General features: G+C 70.1%; 22 protein-coding genes. 7 read left to right on the top strand and 15 right to left on the bottom strand.

Translation table 11 applies throughout. The features are described from left to right. Positions 1-6: 6 nt before the first annotated feature. Genes resB through DW296_RS07695 form a run of 4 tightly spaced genes read right to left on the bottom strand, consistent with a single transcriptional unit; the run spans position 7 to position 3,699 of the window. Positions 7-1,788 carry a cytochrome c biogenesis protein ResB gene (resB, locus tag DW296_RS07710; protein ID WP_136051751.1) on the bottom strand — a complete coding sequence of 594 codons (1,782 nt, stop codon included), beginning with the start codon at positions 1,786-1,788 and terminating at the stop codon, positions 7-9. A 16-nt stretch (positions 1,789-1,804) separates the two neighbouring features. Further along, positions 1,805-2,572, bottom strand: a complete 768-nt coding sequence (locus DW296_RS07705; protein ID WP_136051750.1) for a cytochrome c biogenesis CcdA family protein — start codon at positions 2,570-2,572, stop codon at positions 1,805-1,807. A gap of 16 nt (positions 2,573-2,588) precedes the next feature. Then, entirely contained in the window at positions 2,589-3,239 is a 651-nt protein-coding gene (locus DW296_RS07700; RefSeq protein WP_136051749.1) for a TlpA family protein disulfide reductase, read from the bottom strand. A 55-nt stretch (positions 3,240-3,294) separates the two neighbouring features. Beyond that, entirely contained in the window at positions 3,295-3,699 is a 405-nt protein-coding gene (locus tag DW296_RS07695) for a MerR family transcriptional regulator (RefSeq protein ID WP_060921714.1), read from the bottom strand. Between the two features lie 55 nt (positions 3,700-3,754). Here DW296_RS07695 and DW296_RS07690 point away from each other — a divergent pair, with 55 nt between their 5' ends. After that, positions 3,755-4,648: an NAD(P)/FAD-dependent oxidoreductase gene (locus DW296_RS07690; RefSeq protein WP_136051748.1), complete on the top strand. Its 894-nt coding sequence runs from the start codon at positions 3,755-3,757 to the stop codon at positions 4,646-4,648. Positions 4,649-4,714: 66 nt separating this feature from the next. On the opposite strand, the gene DW296_RS07685 is transcribed toward DW296_RS07690, so the two are convergent. Both DW296_RS07685 and DW296_RS07680 read right to left on the bottom strand, forming a co-directional pair. Then, complete coding sequence (locus DW296_RS07685) at positions 4,715-5,356, bottom strand: histidine phosphatase family protein (protein WP_136051747.1); 642 nt, start codon at positions 5,354-5,356, stop codon at positions 4,715-4,717. A gap of 1 nt (position 5,357) precedes the next feature. Next, the gene (locus tag DW296_RS07680) at positions 5,358-5,747 is read right to left on the bottom strand and encodes a DUF5684 domain-containing protein (protein WP_136051746.1); all 390 of its coding nucleotides are present in this window, start codon (positions 5,745-5,747) and stop codon (positions 5,358-5,360) included. 132 nt (positions 5,748-5,879) lie between these two features. Between DW296_RS07680 and aspS the strand changes: the two genes are divergently transcribed. Beyond that, the gene (gene aspS, locus DW296_RS07675; protein ID WP_136051745.1) at positions 5,880-7,658 is read left to right on the top strand and encodes an aspartate--tRNA ligase; all 1,779 of its coding nucleotides are present in this window, start codon (positions 5,880-5,882) and stop codon (positions 7,656-7,658) included. Between the two features lie 97 nt (positions 7,659-7,755). Here aspS and DW296_RS07670 read toward each other — a convergent pair whose 3' ends face one another. Further along, on the bottom strand, positions 7,756-8,529 hold the full coding sequence (locus DW296_RS07670) for a sulfite exporter TauE/SafE family protein (RefSeq protein WP_136051782.1): 774 nt from the start codon (positions 8,527-8,529) through the stop codon (positions 7,756-7,758). Positions 8,530-8,634: 105 nt separating this feature from the next. On the opposite strand from DW296_RS07670, the gene DW296_RS07665 reads away from it, so the two are divergent. From DW296_RS07665 to DW296_RS07645, 5 genes are all read left to right on the top strand, one after another. Then, positions 8,635-9,150, top strand: coding sequence for a GNAT family N-acetyltransferase (locus DW296_RS07665; RefSeq protein WP_136051744.1), 516 nt, complete (start codon positions 8,635-8,637; stop codon positions 9,148-9,150). Between the two features lie 135 nt (positions 9,151-9,285). Continuing rightward, positions 9,286-10,425 (top strand): ABC transporter substrate-binding protein, encoded by a 1,140-nt coding sequence (locus DW296_RS07660; protein WP_136051743.1) that lies wholly within the window; start codon positions 9,286-9,288, stop codon positions 10,423-10,425. After that, positions 10,422-11,360 (top strand): ABC transporter permease, encoded by a 939-nt coding sequence (locus DW296_RS07655; RefSeq protein ID WP_446724133.1) that lies wholly within the window; start codon positions 10,422-10,424, stop codon positions 11,358-11,360. The genes DW296_RS07660 and DW296_RS07655 overlap by 4 nt, the downstream gene beginning before the upstream one ends. Continuing rightward, entirely contained in the window at positions 11,357-12,148 is a 792-nt protein-coding gene (locus DW296_RS07650) for an ABC transporter permease (protein ID WP_136051742.1), read from the top strand. The genes DW296_RS07655 and DW296_RS07650 overlap by 4 nt, the downstream gene beginning before the upstream one ends. Beyond that, positions 12,145-13,236 carry an ABC transporter ATP-binding protein gene (locus tag DW296_RS07645; RefSeq protein WP_136051741.1) on the top strand — a complete coding sequence of 364 codons (1,092 nt, stop codon included), beginning with the start codon at positions 12,145-12,147 and terminating at the stop codon, positions 13,234-13,236. Before DW296_RS07650 ends, DW296_RS07645 begins: the two co-directional genes overlap by 4 nt. Before the next feature lie 107 nt (positions 13,237-13,343). Here DW296_RS07645 and DW296_RS07640 read toward each other — a convergent pair whose 3' ends face one another. The 8 genes from DW296_RS07640 to DW296_RS07605 form a co-directional block, all read right to left on the bottom strand. Further along, positions 13,344-14,099 (bottom strand): amino acid ABC transporter ATP-binding protein, encoded by a 756-nt coding sequence (locus DW296_RS07640; protein WP_025104457.1) that lies wholly within the window; start codon positions 14,097-14,099, stop codon positions 13,344-13,346. Further along, entirely contained in the window at positions 14,096-14,893 is a 798-nt protein-coding gene (locus DW296_RS07635) for an amino acid ABC transporter permease (RefSeq protein WP_136051740.1), read from the bottom strand. The genes DW296_RS07640 and DW296_RS07635 overlap by 4 nt, the downstream gene beginning before the upstream one ends. A 35-nt stretch (positions 14,894-14,928) precedes the next feature. Continuing rightward, positions 14,929-15,741, bottom strand: coding sequence for a basic amino acid ABC transporter substrate-binding protein (locus DW296_RS07630; RefSeq protein ID WP_136051739.1), 813 nt, complete (start codon positions 15,739-15,741; stop codon positions 14,929-14,931). A gap of 143 nt (positions 15,742-15,884) precedes the next feature. After that, positions 15,885-16,187 (bottom strand): Dabb family protein, encoded by a 303-nt coding sequence (locus DW296_RS07625; protein WP_025104460.1) that lies wholly within the window; start codon positions 16,185-16,187, stop codon positions 15,885-15,887. Next, positions 16,184-16,480, bottom strand: coding sequence for a glutaredoxin family protein (locus DW296_RS07620; RefSeq protein WP_025104461.1), 297 nt, complete (start codon positions 16,478-16,480; stop codon positions 16,184-16,186). The genes DW296_RS07625 and DW296_RS07620 overlap by 4 nt, the downstream gene beginning before the upstream one ends. Beyond that, entirely contained in the window at positions 16,477-16,779 is a 303-nt protein-coding gene (locus DW296_RS07615; RefSeq protein ID WP_025104462.1) for a rhodanese-like domain-containing protein, read from the bottom strand. Before DW296_RS07615 ends, DW296_RS07620 begins: the two co-directional genes overlap by 4 nt. A gap of 79 nt (positions 16,780-16,858) precedes the next feature. Next, a complete protein-coding gene (locus tag DW296_RS07610) occupies positions 16,859-16,957 on the bottom strand; it encodes a 30S ribosomal protein bS22 (RefSeq protein ID WP_003792170.1) in 99 nt (32 codons plus the stop codon). A gap of 113 nt (positions 16,958-17,070) precedes the next feature. Further along, entirely contained in the window at positions 17,071-17,262 is a 192-nt protein-coding gene (locus DW296_RS07605) for a helix-turn-helix domain-containing protein (RefSeq protein ID WP_025104463.1), read from the bottom strand. Between the last annotated feature and the right edge of the window lie 12 nt (positions 17,263-17,274).

Raw genomic sequence — 17,274 nt, 5'->3', positions numbered from 1 at the left:
GTCAGTCTACTTTCCGGGTGCCGGGGCCGCAGGGTCCGCGGCGGCGTCCGCGGCATCCTCGTCGGCGTCTTCAGGGGTGCGGGCGATCGTGCCTCCCGCGGCGTCGAGCAGCCGGGCGTGGCCGGCACGGAGGTCGTCCACGGCGCGGGCGAGCGTGGGGTCTTCCCCTCGGGCCAGGGCCGCGTACTCGAGGTCGACGGCGCCGTCCGCCGCGGTGGCCTTCACCCACACGCGCCGCCGCGGCACGAACAGGGCGAGCATGAGGCCGCCGAGGGCCAGCAGCGCGAACCCGAGCACGAACACCCCGGACTCGTCGCGGTGGATCTGCAGCGAGGCGAAGCGCTTGACGGACTCCGAGGAGTCGGTGGCGCCCTCCGGCGACTCGTCGTCGAAGGTCACCGAGCCCAGGCCATTCGGCAGCTGCGCGGTCTCCCCCGGGGACAGCTCGATCGACTCGACGTCGGTGCTGCGTCCGGTGAGCTTGGTCATGTCGGAGGTGTCGAGCACGTAGACCGAGCGCGGCACGCCGTCGTTGATCCCGAGGTCGCCCGTGTACACGTCGAGCGTGAGCGTCGGGTTGGTGAGGTCGGGGTAGGCGGAGAAGAAGGCGCCCGTGTCGAGCACGCCGGTGGTCGGGTAGAAGAAGCCGACGAGGCCCACCTGCTCGGCCAGGCCGTCCGGCACCTTGAGCACGCCGAGCGAGGTCATGTTGTTGTCCTGCGGGAGGAACGGCGTGCTGTTGTGGAACACCACGTTGCCCTCGGGGTCGCGCACAGTGACCGTCGGGGCGTACCCGTTGCCGAGCAGGAACACGTCGTCGTCGGCTACGCCCAGCGGCTCGTTGACCTTGACGGCGCCCTCGCGCTCCTCGCCGTTCTCCTGGATGGTCATGTTCGCGGAGAAGTTCCCGGCCTGGCCGGAGCCAGGCTCGCCGAACGGCTGATACGTGACGTCGAAGGAGTCCAGCCGCATCGAGTACGGCGCGAAGGAGTCGTCGGCCACGAAGCGCCCGCGGTTCATGGAGTCGTAGTCGAGCAGCGTGTTGGCGAAGGTCTCCCCCTCGACGAGCACGCGCTGGCCGGTGTAGGCGAAGCCGCCGCCGACGCCGATCGTCACGAGCACGCCGACGAGGGCGAGGTGGAAGAGCAGGTTGCCCGTCTCCCGCCAGTAGCCGCGCTCGGCCGACACCGAGTACGTGCGACCGCGGTCGTAGCGCTCCACGCGGTAGCCGAGCGCCTTGAGCTGCTTCGTGGCGACATCGATCGAGGCGGCGGCCTCCGCAGCGGCGTCCCCCGTGCGCGTGCCGGAGTCGGCGACGGTGTCGCGGGTGACGGCGCGGTAGTCCTCCAGGCGTCGCAGCCGCGCGGGCGTGCGCGGCGGGCGGGCCTGCAGCGCCTTGGCGTGGTGCTTGATGCGCGGGATGACGCAGCCGACCAGCGAGGTGAACAGCAGCAGGTAGATCGCCGAGAACCAGGGCGACAGGTACACGTCGAAGAGCTTGAGCGCGTCGAGAACCGGGAACAGATCGGGGTTGTCGCGCTCCCACTGCGTCACGCCGTTCGGGTCGGCCATCCGCTGCGGGAAGATCGATCCGGGGATGGCCGCGATCGCCAGCACGAGAAGCAGGACGAGCGCCGTGCGCATCGAGGTGAGCTGACGCCACCCCCATCGGAGCCAGCCGACGAACCCGAGCCGCGGCTGGGTGATCGTGTCGTCGCCGTCGACGTGGTCGGACGGGCGGAGCGGATCGCTGGAGTCGGTGGTCACGGCACCCTTGTTCTTCGTCATGGTCGTCTCGGAGCGGTCAGAGCGGGAGGATGACACTGCCGATCACCGCCGTCAGCCGCGACATGATGTCGGTCCACAGGCCGGTGACCATCAGCACGCCGAGCAGGATCAGCAGCACGCCGCCGAGGATGTTCACGACCCGGATGTGGCGGCGCAGGAACCCGATAGCCTTGGTCGCCCAGCCGAAGCCGAGGGCGACGAGCAGGAACGGGATGCCGAGGCCCAGGGAGTACGCGAGGCCGAGGAAGCCCGCGCGCACGGGGTCGCCGGCGTTGAAGGAGAGCGCGAGGATGGCCGCCAGCGTGGGGCCCATGCAGGGAGCCCAGCCGATGCCGAGCGCGACGCCGAGGAGCGGGGCCCCGACCATCCCGGCCTTCGAGTCGACGTGGAAGCGGAGCTCCTTCTGCGCGAACCCGAAGAGCCCGAGGAAGACCAGGCCCATCGCGATGATGACGACGCCGAGGATGCGGGTGATGAGGTCGCCCCACTGGAGCAGGAACACGCCGGCAGTGCCGCCGAGCACCGTGTAAAGGATGAAGACCACGGTGAAGCCGAGGATGAACAGCAGCACGCCGAGGACGAGGCGGCTGCGCGTCGCCGTCTGGGTGGTGCCGTCGCCGGTCGTCGAGGTGCCCCTCGGCGTCACGGCTCCGCCGAGGAAGCCGAGGTAGCCAGGAACGAGCGGGAGCACGCACGGCGAGAGGAACGAGACGAGTCCGGCGAGCATCGCCACCGGGACCGCGATCCAGAGGGCTCCGGATCCGATGATCGCGTCGGGGTTCACGACGACCTCGCGGACATCAGGAGTCCTCCGCCAGCGCGTCCTTGACGAGCGTGGAGAGCACGGAGGTGCCGTCGATCGGCCCGATGATCTTCGCGGCGACGCGGCCCTGCTTGTCGAGCACGAGCGTGGTGGGGGTGGCCGAGATCGGCACGACCTTGGCGAAGGCGAGCTTGGCCTGAGCCGTGTCGACGTCGATGAGGCTCGGGTACGTGATCCCGAACTCGTCGGCGAACGCGACAGCCGTGTCGGCCTGGTCGCGCGTGTTGATGCCGATGAACTGCACGTCCGCGTCCTGGTGCTCCTGCCAGACGGCCTCCAGGTCGGGGGCCTCGACGCGGCACGGGGCGCAGCCGGCGTACCAGAAGTTGACGACCGCGACCTTCCCGGCGATGTCGGCGCTGTGGAAGTCCTCGCCGTGCTCCGTGACCCCGGCGAACTCGACCGGCTCCCCGCGCTCGGCGACGGGGATCTCGACGATCGCGCCGTCGGCGGCGACGTAGCCGGTGTTCTCGCCGTTCAGGAACGACTCGCTCACGGCGTCGGGAGCGCAGGCGCTCAGACCGACGGCGAGCACCGCAGCGAGCGCGGCTCCGCCCAGGCGGCCGAGGGGCCGAAGACGGGAGGGGCGGCCGTTGCGGATCGGGTGAATCCTGGAAGCGCGGGACACGTCTCCGAGTTTACGCAGAGCTTCCTATGCATCGGCCGGGTACCCCCGGGGGGAGTCAGAAGCGCGCGAGCACGTCGTCCACCCCGGCGCGGAACCGCGGACAGGTCGCGATGTCGTGCGCCCGGCACCCCATGGCGTGCTCCGTCATCTCCCGCGATCGCCGCATCTCCTCCATCCGCCGGTCGAGGTCGTCGAGATGTTGCTGCAGCACCTGATGCCGCCCGGCGCTGCCGTCGTCGAGGAGCACGGCGATCTGGTCGAGGCTCATCCCGGCGGCCTTGCTGCGCTGGATGACGGCGATGCGCACGACCTCGTCCTCGCCGTACCGACGCCGGCCCGCCGGGTCGCGGGGCGGCCGGAGCAGTCCGACGGTCTCCCAGTGCCGCAGCACGTTCGTCGGCAGGTCGAACCGCGCGGCGACCTCGCCGACGGACCACGGGTGCGGGTCGCTTGACTTCATGTTGACATGAAGTCACAGACTGGTGCCGAACGCAAGACGCGAGAAGGGAACCCCCATGTACGACGCGATCGTGATCGGTGCCGGTCCGGCCGGACTCCAGGCGGCGCTGACCCTCGGACGGATGCACCGGCCCGTGCTCCTGCTGGACTCCGGCGAGTACCGCAATGGCACCGTGCGGCACATGCACAACATGATCGGCGCCGACGGGAAGGCCCCGGCGGACCTCCGCGCCCAAGCCCGCACGGAGCTCGCGGCCTATGCGGACGTCGAGGTGCGCGACGTCGCGGCGCACCGGATCTCGGGCGACGCGGAGACGGGCTTCACGGTGAGCCTCGCCGACGGGTCGGTGGCCGACGCCCGACGGGTGATCCTGGCGACCGGCGTCGCGGACGACCTCCCGCCCGTGCCGGGTCTCGCCGAGCTCTGGGGCGTCCGGGTCTTCAGCTGCCCGTTCTGCGACGGACACGAGCACGCCGGGAAGCCGCTCGCGATCCTCGGGGCGGCTCCCCGGGCGGCCCATCTGATCGGGTTGCTCGGCCGTATCGTCGGCGAGATCACGGTGGTCCCGGTGGGAGAGCCGTTCGCCGCGGAGGACCGTACCGCGCTGGAGGAGCTCGGGGTGCGGGTGGCCTCCGCTCCGGTCGAGGCTGTCGCCGCAGACGGAGACGGGGTGCGCGTGCGCAGCGCCGAGGGCGACCTCGACGTCGCGGGGGTGTTCGTGGCCTCCGGCACGATGCGGCACCGGGCGCCCTTCGCCGCGGACCTCGGGCTGCGGCTCCTGGAGTCGGGGTCCATCGAGATCGACGAGTTCGGGAGGACGTCGCTTCCGGGGGTCTTCGCCGCGGGCGACCTCGCCCATCGCGCGACCCTCCCCGGCCCGATGGCCTCGGTCCTCCTCGCCGCCGCCGCGGGACAGCTCGCCGCGGTGGGGGTGCTCCAGTCCCTCTGACTTCGAATCGCCCGATTGGTCCCATTTCCGGGGCTGATGGGGCCATTCAGGCGATTCGAACGGGGGTCAGACGGCCCCGACGTCGACAGCACCGCCGGTCGCGGCGGGCTCGGCGTACGAGACCTCGCGCCAGACGTCTCCGACGCGCGCGAACGAGGTCACGCTCGACAGGGCGCAACGCCGGGTCCGCGGGTCGTGCTGCAGCGGCAGGCCGGCGACCCGGAGGTGCGTGATCCAGATCGGCGCCTGATGCGACACCATCACGATGTCCCCCGCGGTCGGGATCTCGGCCGCGGCCGTCCAGGCCTCGTCCATCACCCCGAGCATGCGCTCCGCGATCGACGCGTACGGCTCCCCCCAGCTCGGCAGCGACGGCTGACGCAGGTGCCACCAGTTCATCGGATTCATGAGCGACCGCCGCATCCGGGTGCCCTCGAACACGTTCGTCGGCTCGATCAGACGGACGTCCGTCTCGGGCTCGAGGTCGAACACCTCCGCGAACGGGGCGGCCGACTCCTGCGCACGCTCTAGCGGTGACGCGAACAGGGCGGTTACCGGATCGCCGAGCCCCGCCACGTGCTCCGCCGCCGCCTGAGCCATCTCCTCCCCCGCGGTGCTGAGGTGGTAGTCGGGCAGCCGTCCGTAGAGCACGCGGGACGGGTTGTGCACCTCACCGTGGCGAACGAGGTGCAGAAGTGATGCCGCCACGTCAGACCTCGCGGTAGCGGGAGTCGCCGAACCCGAGGATCAGATAGCCGATGTAAGGGAACAGGAACAGCAGGAAGAAGGAGAACACCCCGCCCTTGCCGAAGCGCGCGCCGAGCTTGAACGCGACGATGACCCCGAGGATGAAGTTCGCGATCGGCACGAGGTAGAGCAGGGCGAACCAGCCCGATATCCCGGCGATCTTCACGAGGAACACGACGTTCACGATCGGGATGATCGCGAGGATGCCGGGGTACCCCGCCTTCGTGAAGACCTTCCACAGTCCGACCACGACGAGGATGTAGAAGATGAGGGCGATGAGTCCGGTCGTGCCGGAGAAGATCGCGCCGAACAGGTCGGGAAGGCCGTTGCCGTCCGAGATGGAGAGGTTCATGGGGGTCCGCCTTTCGTCGTGGCGATCCTACTGAGGTGCCGCTGCTCCGCGCTGGCGACCCGGCCGGGAAGGGCCGGGACGCCCGCGTAGACTGGGCGGGTTCATCTTTCCCCGGATCAGGAGGAATCCTCCGTGCTGCGCACCCACTCCGCAGGCTCCCTGCGCGCCGAGAACATCGGTCAGACCGTCACCCTCACCGGGTGGGTCGATCGTCGTCGTGACCACGGAGGCGTCGCGTTCATCGATCTGCGGGACGCGTCCGGCATCGCCCAGGTCGTCATCCGCGACGAGGAGATCGCCCACCCGCTGCGCAACGAGTTCGTCCTCAAGGTCACCGGCGAGGTGTCGCGACGCCCCGAGGGCAACGCGAACCCGAACCTCCCCTCCGGCGAGATCGAGGTCATCGCGGCCGACGTCGAGGTGCTGAACGAGTCGGCGCCGCTGCCGTTCCAGGTCTCGACCGCTCTGGCCGACACCGAGACCGTCGGCGAGGAGGCCCGCCTGAAGTACCGCTACCTCGACCTCCGCCGCCCGGCCGCCGCCTCCGCGCTGCGCCTGCGGTCCGACGTCTACAAGGCGATCCGCGACGTGCTGCACACCGAGGACTTCACCGAGGTCGAGACCCCGACCCTCACCCGTTCCACGCCGGAGGGCGCCCGCGACTTCGTCGTCCCCGCCCGTCTGCACCCGGGCAGCTGGTACGCCCTGCCGCAGTCCCCGCAGCTCTTCAAGCAGCTGCTCATGGTCGGCGGTGTGGAGAAGTACTTCCAGATCGCCCGCTGCTACCGCGACGAGGACTTCCGCGCCGACCGTCAGCCCGAGTTCACGCAGCTCGACATCGAGATGAGCTTCGTCGACCAGGAGGACGTGATCGCCCTCATGGAGTCGCTCATCGTGGCGATGTGGAAGACGATCGGCGTCGAGGTGCAGACCCCGCTGCCGCGGATGACGTACGCCGACGCCATGGCGAAGTACGGCTCCGACAAGCCCGACCTCCGCTTCGGACTCGAGCTCGTCGAGGCGACGGACTACTTCAAGGACACCCCGTTCCGCGTGTTCCAGGCCGAGTACGTCGGCGCGGTGCGCATGCCCGGCGGCGCGAGCCAGCCGCGCAAGCAGCTCGACGCGTGGCAGGACTGGGCCAAGCAGCGCGGCGCGCGCGGTCTCGCCTACGTGCTGTTCAACGAGGACGGCACCCTCGGCGGCCCCGCCGCGAAGAACCTGTCCGAAGCCGAGCAGGCGGGCCTGGCGGAGTTCGTCGGCGCCGAGCCGGGCGACTGCGTGTTCTTCGCCGCCGGTGCCGCCAAGGAGAGCCGGGCGCTGCTCGGCGCCGCGCGGGTCGAGATCGGCCGTCGCCTCGGCTACCTGAACCCGGACGAGTTCGCCTTCACCTGGGTCGTCGACGCCCCCATGTTCGAGCCCGCCGCCGACGCGGTGGCCTCTGGTGACGTCGCGGTGGGTGCTGGTGCCTGGACGGCCGTGCACCACGCGTTCACGGGCCCGAAGCCCGAGTTCGAGGACACGTTCGACACCGACCCCGGATCGGCCCTCGCCTACGCGTACGACATCGTGTGCAACGGCTCGGAGCTCGGCGGCGGGTCCATCCGCATCCACCGCGAGGACATCCAGAAGCGGGTCTTCGAGGTCATGGGCATCAGCGACGAGGTGGCGCAGGAGCAGTTCGGCTTCCTCCTCGACGCGTTCAAGTTCGGCGCTCCCCCGCACGGCGGCATCGCGCTCGGCATGGACCGCGTGCTCCAGCACCTGACGAAGACCGAGTCGATCCGCGACGTCATCGCCTTCCCGAAGTCCGGCAACGGCTTCGATCCCCTCACCTCCGCTCCCGCGCCGATCACCCCCGAGCAGCGCGCCGAGGCCGGTGTGGACTTCACCCCCGAGGACGAGGCCTGACCCGCCGAGACCCCGTCTTGCCGCCGAGACCCCGGGACCCTGCCGCCGGCAGCCCGGGGTCTCGTCGCGTACCCGGGGTCTCGGCGAAGAAGGGGAACTAGGCGAAGTGGGGGGCGAGGTTCTCGTTCCACACGTCGACGCCGAGCTTCGCGATGAGAGCCACCACCACGACGAGGAACACCACGCGGATGAACGTCGTGCCGCGGGAGATGGCCATCCGCGAACCCAGGTAGCTGCCGCCGACGTTCGCGACCGCGAGGATGCCCCCGAGCAGCCACAGCACCGAGCCGTGCGGGATGAAGAGGAGCAGCGCCCCCGCGTTCGTCGCGAGATTCACGATCTTCGCCTTCGCGCTCGCCTGCAGGAAGTCGTAGCCCAGCAGCGCGACGAGGGTGATCACGAGGAACGTGCCGGTCCCCGGACCGATCATCCCGTCGTAGAACCCGATGCCGAGCCCGGCCAGCCCGGCCATGATGTGGTGCTTGTGTCCGTGGAAGCGCAGCTGCGTCGCCGCCCCGAGCTGCGGACGGAGCGCCGTGAACAGGGCCACCGCCAGCAGCGCGATCACGATGATGGGCTTGAAGGCGGCCGGGGGCAGCACCGTGGCGACCGCCGCGCCCCCGAACGAGCCGATCAACGCGATCACCGCCATCGGCAGGGCCGTACGGAGGTCGGGCTTGGCCCGGCGGTAGTAGGTGATGCTGCTCGTCGCGGTCCCGAACACGGAGGCGAGCTTGTTCGTCGCGAGCGCCTGGACCGGGGCGATGCCGGGGATGAGGAGCAGGGCCGGGAGCTGCAGCAGCCCTCCGCCGCCGACGACCGCGTCGATCCACCCGGCGCTGAACGCCGCCACGATGATGAGGATCAGCATCCCCCAGGTGAGCTGCTCGAGTCCGAGGAGGCTGCCGATATCCACTCCGCCATGATTCCAGACCCGCGGGCGCCGTCCCGCATCCAGCGCTGGCAGACTGGGCTCATGCTCGCCGCTCTCCCGCTTCCGCATCCGTTCGCGTCGAGGAGCGGGGACGCCGTGCTCCGGAGGGCGATCGACGCCGACGCCGACGCCGTCATCGCGCTGCTCGCCGACGACCCGATCAGCGCCGCCCGCGGCGACGTGGCCTCCGACGAGGACCGCCCGGCGTACGAGCGCGGCCTCCGCGAGATCCTGGCCGACCCCTCGAACGACCTCCTCGTGGTCGAGCTCGACGGCGCGGTGGTCGGCACCCTCCAGCTGACCTCGATCCCCGGCATGGCACGCCGCGGCGCCCGGCGGCTGCTCGTCGAGGCGGTCCGGGTCCGCAGCGACCTCCGGTCCGCGGGCATCGGCTCCGCGGTCATGCGCTGGGTCGGCGACACGGCGGCGCCCGCCCTCGGTGCAGCCATGGTGCAGCTCACCTCCGACGCCGCCCGCACCGACGCCCACCGGTTCTACGAGCGCCTCGGCTACGTGGGCTCGCACCGCGGCTTCAAGTACACCGTCCCGCAGCGCTGAGTCCGCGGCGCATCGCCGCGCCACCCGCCCGACACCGACCGTTCACCGGAGCCGCTCCCCGCGGCTACCTCCCACTCGTAGTGTCCTCTCGCAACCCGACACCGGCGCACAGCGCCGGACACCGAGAGGACACTCATGGCACGCTCCATCCGCCGCGCACGCATCGGCGCCGGCATCGCCCTGGCCACCACGGCCGTCATCGCTCTGACCTCCTGCGCCTCCGCGACCGACGCCCCGGCCGCCGGCGACGACGCCGTGGACGCGGCGAGCGCGACCTCCGTCGAGGACTTCGGCTCGTTCGCCGACCTGGAGGCGGCCGCGAAGGAGGAGGGTCAGCTCAACGTCATCGCCCTCCCCCGCGACTGGGCGAACTACGGCGAGATCCTCGACCTGTTCGCGGAGAAGTACCCCGAGATCACCATCAACGAGGCCTCGCCCGACGTCTCCAGCGCCGAGGAGATCCAGGCGGCCGAGACGAACAAGGGCCTCGACACCGCTCCCGACGTCTTCGACCTCGGCCTGACCGTCGCCCTGCAGAACACCGACGCCTTCGCCCCGTACAAGGTCCAGACCTGGGACGACATCCCCGACGAGCTGAAGGAGCCCACCGGCCTCTTCGTCGGCGACTACGGCGGCTACATGTCGATCGGCTACGACTCCTCCGCCTTCGAGGCGCCGGCCGAGCTGTCCGACCTCCTCTCCGCCGACTACAAGGGCGCCGTCGCCATCAACGGCGACCCGACGCAGGCTGGAGCGGCCTTCGCCGCCGTCGGCCTCGCGACCGTGCAGTCGGACGGCACGCTGGACGACTTCCAGCCGGGGATCGACTTCTTCGCCGACCTGCAGAAGGCCGGGAACCTCCTCAAGGTCGACGTCACGACCGCGACCGTCGCCAGCGGCGAGACCCCCGTCGTCTTCGACTGGGACTACCTGAACGCGGCGCACACGGCCGACAACCCGGACTGGAAGGTCGAGGTCTTCGACGGCACCGGCTACGCGGGCTACTACAACCAGGCCATCAACGTCGACGCCCCGAACCCGGCGGCCGCGCGTCTGTGGCAGGAGTTCCTCTACAGCGACGAGGTGCAGAACCTCTGGCTGAAGGGCGGCGCCCGTCCGGTGCGCATGGAGGCGATGACCGAGGCGGGCACGATCGACGAGAAGCTCGCGGCCGCTCTCCCCGAGGCCCCGGAGGAGACCGTCGTGCCGACCGAGGAGCAGTCCGAGAACGCCGGCACCCTGCTCGGCGAGAAGTGGGCAGCGGCGGTCCAGTGACCTCCGTCGTCGCACCGGGGGTGGATGCTGCGGCGTCCGCCCCCGCCACCGCCGCCGGGCCCGCGTCGCACCCGCGGGCCCGGCGGTCGGCGCCGTCCGTCGCGTGGCTGGGGCTCGTACCGTTCGCCGCCTACGTGCTGCTCTTCCTCGCCGTGCCGACCGTGCTCGCTATCGGCTCCGGGTTCTTCGACGGCGACGGCGCCTTCACCTGGACGAACGTCGCCGCCCTCGGCGACCCGGTGGTGCTGACGACCTTCGCGAACTCGGCGGGGCTGTCGCTGCTCACCGCGGCGGTCGGCGCCCTCGTCGGCGCCGTCGTCTCCTACGCTCTGCTCGGCATGAACCCGGACGGCGTCGTGCGGCGTTCCGTGGACGCGGCCGCCGGGGTCCTCGCGCAGTTCGGCGGCGTCATGCTCGCCTTCGCCTTCATCGCCACGATCGGCATCCAGGGCGTGGTCACGGTCTTCCTCCGCGACATCTTCGGCGTCGACATCTTCGCCGAGGGCACGTGGCTGTACGAGCTGCCCGGCCTCATCCTCCCGTACATCTACTTCCAGGTGCCGCTCATGGTCATCACCTTCCTCCCCGCCCTCGCCGCCCTGAAGCCGCAGTGGGTCGAGGCGAACCTCACCCTCGGGGGCAGCAGGGCGAGCTTCTGGCTGCGGATCGGCCTCCCGGTGCTGGCTCCGTCGTTCCTCGCCAGCCTGCTGCTGCTCTTCGCGAACGCGTTCTCCTCGTACGCCACGGCCGCGGCGCTCGCGAGTCAGGGCTCGCAGATCGTCCCGTTGCAGATCCGCACCGCGCTCACGAGCGAGACCCTGCTCGGCCGGGAGAACCTCGCCGGCGCTCTCGCCCTCGGCATGATCGTCGTGGTCGGGGTCGTGATGGCGCTGTACTCCCTCATCCAACGACGTGCCGCGCGGTGGCAGGCATGAACGGCCTCGCCCCGTCCCGCGCGACCCGTGCGGTGATCGGCATCGTCGTCGGGGCGTTCTTCGCGGTGCCCCTCGTGTCGACGTTCCTCTTCACGCTGCGCGGCACGGACGGGCTCTCCTTCGCGCACTGGACCGCCCTCTTCGACCCCGCGGCGTCGGCGGCCCTGAAGCCCCTCTGGACGGGTCTCGGGAACTCGCTGGTCCTCGCGGTCGTGACCGTGGCGATCGTGCTGTTCCTCCTGGCCCCCACGATGATCCTCGTGAACCTGCGCTTCCCACGGCTCAGGGCGGCCTTCGAGTTCGTCGCGCTCCTGCCGATCTCGATCCCCGCGATCGTGCTCGTCGTGGGGCTCGCGCCGATCTACCTGCAGATCGGTCGGACCGTAGGCACCGGCACCTGGACCCTCGCCTTCGCCTACGGCGTCACCGTCCTCCCCTTCGCCTTCCGCTCGATCCAGGCCTCGATCAATGCCGCCGATCTGCGCACGCTGTCCGAAGCGGCGCGCTCGCTCGGGGCGGGCTGGCCGACGGTCGTGCTCCGCGTGCTCGCGCCGAACCTCCGCCAGGGGCTACTCGCCGCCTCGCTGATCTCCATCGCGGTGGTGCTCGGGGAGTTCACGATCGCGTCCCTCCTCAACCGGCAGGTCTTCCAGACGGCGATGGTCGTGGTGCAGAAGCAGGACCCGTATGCGCCCGCGATCTTCACGCTGCTCGCCCTGTCGTTCGTCTTCCTCCTGCTCCTGCTCATCGGCCGCGTCGCCCGCGGTCCGCGAAAGGCCCGCTCATGACCCTCGATCACGCGCTCCCGCGCACCAAGGACAACCTGCTGCTCGCCCAGGCCGGCGACGGCACGCGGGTCGAGCTCCACGGCATCGTCAAGAGCTACGGCGGCACGAGGGTGCTGCACGGCGTCGACCTCGACATCGCTCCCGGGGAGTTCGTCTCGCTGCTCGGCCCCTCCGGCTGCGGCAAGACGACGCTGCTCCGCGTGCTCGCGGGGCTGGAGGGCGCCGACGAGGGAACCGTCCTCCTCGGCGGCGGGGACGTCTCGCGCGTGCCGACGAACCGGCGCGACATCGGGATGGTGTTCCAGTCGTACTCGCTCTTCCCGCACCTCCGCGTCGTCGACAACACGGCCTTCGGGCTCCGTCGTCGGGGTGTCGGCACGACCGAGGCGGCGCGACGTGCCCTCGACGCGCTCGCGCTCGTGGGCCTCGCCGACCTCGCCGACCGGTTCCCGCATCAGCTCTCCGGCGGACAGCAGCAGCGGGTCGCCCTGGCTCGCGCCCTCGTCACGGAACCCCGGGTGCTGCTGCTCGACGAGCCCCTGTCGGCGCTCGACGCCAAGGTGCGCGTGCAGCTCCGCGACGAGATCCGGCGCATCCAGCTGCGGCTCGGCATCACGACCGTCTTCGTCACGCACGATCAGGAGGAGGCGCTCGCGGTGTCGGACCGGATCGCGGTCATGAACGCCGGTCGCATCGAGCAGATCGGCTCCCCGGAAGAGCTCTACACGACTCCCGCGACCGCCGAGGTCGCCGCGTTCGTGGGTCTCTCCAGCGTCGTGTCCGGCGTCGCGGACGGCGAGCACGTCGTCGTGTGGGGGCAGCGTCTCCCGTTGCAGACCCCCGCCGACGGCCCCGTCGACGTGTACCTCCGTCCGGAGAACGTCCGCTTCACCTCCGCGGAGGATGCCGCAACCGATGCCCTCGTGGAGGAGAGCACGTTCCTCGGCAGCATGCGGCGGACCCTCGTGCGCACCGAGTCGGGCGAGCTCGTCCGCGTGCAGCACGATCCCACCGTGCACCCGTCGTTCGGCGAACGCGTCCGCATCGCGGTGACCCCTGTCCCGGTGGTCGCGCGCCCCCGCGGCTGACCGAGACCCCGGGTTCACGTCGAGACCCCCGGCTGCAGACGTCTGCAGCCGGGGGTCTCGGCGAATGCCCGGGGTCTCGGCGACACCGGGGCGGGAGAGTGAGAGAACTACAGGACGCGGGAGAGGAAGTCCTTCGTGCGCTGGTGCTGCGGATTCGCGAGCACCTCGCGCGGATCGCCCTCCTCGACGATGTGTCCGCCGTCCATGAAGATCAGCCGCGAACCGACCTCGCGCGCGAAGCCCATCTCATGCGTGACGACGAGCATCGTCATGCCCTCGTCGGCCAGCGACCGCATGACCTGCAGCACCTCGCCGACGAGCTCCGGGTCGAGGGCCGATGTGGGCTCGTCGAACAGCATCATGTCGGGGTTCATGCACAAGGCCCGGGCGATCGCCACGCGCTGCTGCTGCCCGCCCGAGAGGTGCCCGGGGTACGCGTCGGCCTTCTCCGCGAGGCCGACGCGCTCGAGCATGGCGCGGGCGACCTTGTCGGCCTCGGCCTTCGAGCGCTTCTTCACCCGCTGCTGCGCGATCGTGAGGTTGCCCAGCACGCTGAGGTGCGGGAAGAGGTTGAAGCTCTGGAACACCATCCCGATACGGGTGCGCACGCGGTCGATGTCGATGTCGGGATCGGTGATGTCGATGCCCTCGATGAGCACCTTGCCGCCCGTGGGCTCCTCCAACAGGTTCACCGAGCGGAGCAGCGTCGACTTCCCGGAACCGGACGGGCCGATCACGCAGACGACCTCGCCCGCCAGAACCGTCAGATCGATGCCCTTGAGCACCTCGTTGTCGCCGAAGCTCTTGTGCAGGTCCTGGATCGCGATCGCCGGGGCCTGTACGTCGATCAGGTCGGTGCTCATCGTGTCCTCGCCATCCGACGCTCCAGCCACGCGCTGAAGCGCGTGAGCGGGATCGTCACGATCAGGTAGAGGATCGCCGCCATGATGAGCGGCGTTCCGTTGGCGTTCTGCGTACTGGCGTCACGGGCGAAGGTCGTGAGCTCCTTCGACCAGACGAACGTGCCGACGACGAACAGCAGCGACGTGTCCTTCAGCAGCAGCACGAACTCGTTCGTCAGCGGCGGGATGATGATACGGAAGCCCTGCGGCACGACGATCCAGAACGTCGTCTTCATGGGCGACATGCCGAGCGATCGCGCCGCCTCGGTCTGTCCCTTCGGCACGGCCTGGAGCCCCGCGCGGATGGTCTCAGCCATGTACGCCGACGCCACGAGCACGAGACCGATCAGGCCGAGCACCACGGGACCGCCGAGTTCCTGCGCCCGCACACCGAGAGCGATGGGCACGATGAAGCCGATGGCGAAGATCGTGAGCAGGGCGGGGAGTCCGCGGAACAGCTCGATCCAGACCGTCGCGATCCACCGGAACGGACCGATCTCCGACAGCTTCATCAGCGCGAGGATGACGCCGAGGAGAAGGCCCCCCGCGAACGCCACCGCCGTGAACCACAGCGTGTTGACGAGCGCGGTCGTGATGATCCCCGGCAGCATCTTGGCTGCGACCTCGGGGTTGAAGAAGAGCTGCCCGAGCCGGGACCAGTCGGTGCTGAACGCGACCCAGACGGCGATCGCGATCAGCACCGCATAGACGGTGTACCGGTAGAGCTTCTGCTTGGTGGTGCGCCTCAACGCCATTGTCAAGGTCCTCCCGACCTCCGTGTTCCCCCGGCTCAGTTCGCCGTGAAGTACTGGTCGTAGATCTTCTGGTACTCGCCGTTGTCCCTCAGGTCCTGGAGCGCGCCGTTCACGGCGTCGAGGAGCTCGTCCTTCTCGCCCTTCGCGAACGCGAAGCCGTAGGACTCGTCGGTCTCGTAGGTCTCCACGATCTCGTAGGCGGAGTCGGCCTTCTCGTGCTCGAGGTTGACGGGCTGGTCCTGGAGGATCGCGTCGATCTGCCCCGCCTGGATCGCCGGCCACAGCTCGCCGTCCGAGGGGTACTGCACGAGCTGCGCGCCCTTCGCGTTCTCGGTCGCGTACGCCTCGCCGGTGGTGCCCTGCTGCACGCCGACGTTCTTGCCGTCGAGGTCGTCGATGGACTCGATGCCCGAGTCGGTGCGCACGAGCAGCGACTGCAGCGAGTCGTAGTACGGGTCGGAGAAGTCGATGTTGGCCTTGCGCTCGTCGGTGATCGTCATGGCCGAGGCGCCGACGTCGCAGGTGCCGGCGGCGAGGGTCGTTCCCGACTGCAGCGCATCGAAGCCGACGTCCTGCACGGACAGCTTGAGGTCGAGCTGCTCGGCGATCGCGCCGAGGAGGTCGATGTCGAAGCCGGTGTACTCGCCGTCGTCGCCCTCGAACTCGAACGGCGGGTAGGGGATGTCGGAGCAGACGGTGAGCGTGCCCGCCTCGACGAGGCCGTACTCGTCGCCGGCGGCGGGCTCGCCGCCGCTGCCCGCGTCGGAGGAGCCGGTGGCGCATCCGGCGAGCGCGAGGGTGGCGGTGGCCGCGATCGCGAGGCCGGCGAAGAGGTTACGACGGGACATGTCGGCTCCTGGGAGTCGGGGGGCGGGTGAGCCCACGGACGGGTAGGAGTTCATCTAAACATGCGGCTCGTCGCGTGACCAATGACATCCCCTCGCGCCGCATTACGTTTGTGTTTCGGTGCCGCGGGGACGACGCTCGACGCTCAGAGCTCCGCGTCGACCGCCACACGGCCGGAGACGACCGAGCGGATGTACCCGGCGACCTCCTCGTGCGCAGGGTGCACCTGGTACTGCTCGAGGTCGGCGACGGAGTCGAAGTCCGCGACCAGCGTCACATCCCAGTTCGCGTCCGGGTAGACGTCGTTCGCACCGGCCCAGATGCTGCGCAGCTGCGGCACGACGCCGTCGAGGGCGTTGAGGCGGCGGGCGACCTCGGCCGCCTGGGCCTGCCGCTCCCCCGCGTCCTCCGCGGCGAGCTTCCAGGTCACGACATGGCGGATGGTCATCGCAGCTCCTTCTGGTCGGCGCGGGCCTCCGCGTCGACGGCTTCTTCCAGCGCCTCGCGCAGCCGGTCGGGGGACACGCGCCAGTGCGCATGCAGTCGTCCGTCGATGAGGACGACGGGGATCTTCTCCCACCACTGCTCGTACAGGGCGGGGTCGTCCTGGATCGACGCCTCGACGATCTGGATGCGCTCCGCGGCGGCGTCCGGCAGTTCGGCGACGACCGCGTCGACAACCTCGGAGGCCACGGCGCACAGATGGCAGTCGGGCTTGCCGATGAGGGTCAGCGTCGTCACGACGACGGGACCTCCACCTCGCGTCCCTGGGCGATCCACTCGCCGGTGCCGCCCTCCACGTTGGTCGCGTCGTACCCGCGGGCCTCGAGCGCCTCGACCACGCGGGCCGAGCGGCCGCCGGCCTGGCAGATCACGTCGAACGACTCGGCGGGAAGCTCGTCCAGGCGGTTGCCGATCTCGGACATCGGGATGTTCACGGCGCCGGGGACGTGGCCGGCCTGGAACTCGTGCACCTCCCGGACATCGATGAGGGGCGTGCCGGAGCGCTCGGCGAGTTCGGCGACGGTGATCGACTTCATGACATCCTCTCGGCGGTGCGGAACGGCGCGCAGAGACACAAAGCGCCCGTCCGAAGACAGGCGCTCGGTGTCTGGCCGCTTACTTCTTGTTGCGGCGCTGGTGGCGAGTCTTGCGAAGCAGCTTGCGGTGCTTCTTCTTCGCCATGCGCTTGCGGCGCTTCTTGATGACAGAACCCACGGAAACCTCACTAAGTCAGGGGCTGGGTGTCGCCGGAATCGGACACCCGGGTACGAGCACGAAAAATGCCTCGGATCATCCTAGCAAACTCAGGAGGTGCCCCGTGCCCTCCGTCAGCCGGCGTCGGCGATGGGGCGCTGCAGAGCCTCCGCGACGGCGGACTCCGGCACGCGGTAGCTCCGTCCGAATCGGATGGCGGGGAGGTCGCCGGCGTGCACGAGCCGGTACACGGTCATCTTGGACACGCGCATGAGCTCGGCGACTTCGGCCACCGTCAGGAATCGGACGTCTGGAACCTCGGGCATCCCACGTACCCC

Source organism: Microbacterium sp. K36 (genome assembly GCF_004794355.1).
Lineage (GTDB): Bacteria > Actinomycetota > Actinomycetes > Actinomycetales > Microbacteriaceae > Microbacterium > Microbacterium paraoxydans_D.
This window is presented reverse-complemented; position numbering and strand designations above follow the sequence as displayed.

Coding starts and splice junctions, on each gene's coding strand:
- DW296_RS07670 (WP_136051782.1), bottom strand. CDS start 8,529: ATGCTGATCCTCATCATCGTGGCGGCGTTCAGCGCCGGGTGGATCGAC.
- DW296_RS07680 (WP_136051746.1), bottom strand. CDS start 5,747: ATGAACCTCTCCATCTCGGACGGCAACGGCCTTCCCGACCTGTTCGGC.
- DW296_RS07630 (WP_136051739.1), bottom strand. CDS start 15,741: ATGTCCCGTCGTAACCTCTTCGCCGGCCTCGCGATCGCGGCCACCGCC.
- DW296_RS07635 (WP_136051740.1), bottom strand. CDS start 14,893: ATGGCGTTGAGGCGCACCACCAAGCAGAAGCTCTACCGGTACACCGTC.
- DW296_RS07650 (WP_136051742.1), top strand. CDS start 11,357: ATGAACGGCCTCGCCCCGTCCCGCGCGACCCGTGCGGTGATCGGCATC.
- DW296_RS07665 (WP_136051744.1), top strand. CDS start 8,635: ATGCTCGCCGCTCTCCCGCTTCCGCATCCGTTCGCGTCGAGGAGCGGG.
- DW296_RS07615 (WP_025104462.1), bottom strand. CDS start 16,779: ATGAAGTCGATCACCGTCGCCGAACTCGCCGAGCGCTCCGGCACGCCC.
- DW296_RS07645 (WP_136051741.1), top strand. CDS start 12,145: ATGACCCTCGATCACGCGCTCCCGCGCACCAAGGACAACCTGCTGCTC.
- DW296_RS07605 (WP_025104463.1), bottom strand. CDS start 17,262: ATGCCCGAGGTTCCAGACGTCCGATTCCTGACGGTGGCCGAAGTCGCC.
- DW296_RS07690 (WP_136051748.1), top strand. CDS start 3,755: ATGTACGACGCGATCGTGATCGGTGCCGGTCCGGCCGGACTCCAGGCG.
- DW296_RS07660 (WP_136051743.1), top strand. CDS start 9,286: ATGGCACGCTCCATCCGCCGCGCACGCATCGGCGCCGGCATCGCCCTG.
- DW296_RS07695 (WP_060921714.1), bottom strand. CDS start 3,699: ATGAAGTCAAGCGACCCGCACCCGTGGTCCGTCGGCGAGGTCGCCGCG.
- DW296_RS07640 (WP_025104457.1), bottom strand. CDS start 14,099: ATGAGCACCGACCTGATCGACGTACAGGCCCCGGCGATCGCGATCCAG.
- DW296_RS07625 (WP_025104460.1), bottom strand. CDS start 16,187: ATGACCATCCGCCATGTCGTGACCTGGAAGCTCGCCGCGGAGGACGCG.
- resB (WP_136051751.1), bottom strand. CDS start 1,788: ATGACGAAGAACAAGGGTGCCGTGACCACCGACTCCAGCGATCCGCTC.